The organism is Colwellia sp. TT2012, from assembly GCF_001440345.1.
GTDB lineage: Bacteria > Pseudomonadota > Gammaproteobacteria > Enterobacterales > Alteromonadaceae > Colwellia.
On sequence record NZ_LJYX01000058.1, the window covers coordinates 1 to 1,200 of the forward strand.

The 1,200-nt window shown below is 57.7% G+C and carries 1 protein-coding gene; it reads right to left on the reverse strand.

Annotated elements, in window-relative coordinates; translation table 11 throughout:
* Positions 1-99 precede the first annotated feature (99 nt).
* Positions 100-1,200: IS5 family transposase (locus tag ASU03_RS18595; protein WP_057833252.1), on the reverse strand; the 1,101-nt coding region annotated here is incomplete at its 5' end.

The following is a 1,200-nucleotide window of genomic DNA, read 5'->3' on the forward strand; positions in this document are numbered from 1 at the left end:
CAAGCAAGGCCTAACCCTCACCAGGACCTTTCGGTTGCTGAAGGGGTTGTCCCTGCTTCCAATCGTCGGTGCTTTGCTGCTAGGAGGGTGTAGACAAAATCAAGTAGTAAGTCGACGAGCGAGCATGCGAGCCTCAGCCAGCCATACCCAAGCCTCACTCACATCCAGTAACCGATCGTGGTGCATGATCAGCCGCCTGGCTCGCTCATTCCAGGCATGAGTCCGTTCCACCACCCAGCGCTTGGGCATGACCACAAAGCCGCTCGCAACCGGCGCTGCCGTGAACAAATCGCCTTGCTCTGAATGCCATTTCCCGGTGCGGCGATTGTTCGCTCCTCGTATGACCTGGATCTCGAGCGAATGAGTGTGCTGCATACGCTGGGCCCACTTTCCAGCGTAGGCACTGTCGACGAACAGGGTATTTAATGACGGGTACTTGTCCATCGAGGAGGTCACGGCGTCGTCTGCCGCATCTCGATCCTGCACACTGGCTGCGCTGATGCTCACGGCCAAAAGAAGGCCCAAGGTATCTACGATAAGGCTTCGCTTACGTCCTTTTACCTTTTTGCCTGCGTCGTAACCGCTTTCACCGCCTTGGGGAGAGCTGCGCGTTGATTGGGAATCCAGAACAGCGGCTGACGGCCGCTCATCACGATCCACCCGCTCTCGCCATTGGGCACGGAGCCGGTCGTGCATTTGCTCAAACTTGCCCTGAGCGCTCCAGCGCCGAAAGGTTTTATAGACATTGTCCCAATGGGGAAACTCGCGAGGCAGCATTCGCCAGGAGCACCCTGTGCGCACGACATAACAGCAGGCTTCCAAAAGAGTGCGCCGGGAGTAGCGAGGCGGTACGCCTCGACCTCCCGAGACTTCAAATAAATCAGCGACCAACGTCCATTCTGCATCAGTCAGGCAACTGGGGTAGCGTTGCTCCGGCAACTGACGCCGGTGTGCCTCGGTATAGCCATAAGACTTACGAGGCTCGGGAGGCTGGAAGCTACCTTTGGCACGTTCCTTTACTCGAACGATCCCGGCCAGTCTCAGCGCTTTTGCAAAGGTGTCGGGATGCGCGGTGATGCCCGTTTCTGCATGGAATGCTTGCGCCAGTTCGGCTTGACTGGAATAAGGCTGCGTATGAGCGAGCCTGGCCAGCAGAGGATAATGGTGCGCAGCGATTACCGGTGGGCGTCCAGTTTTAGG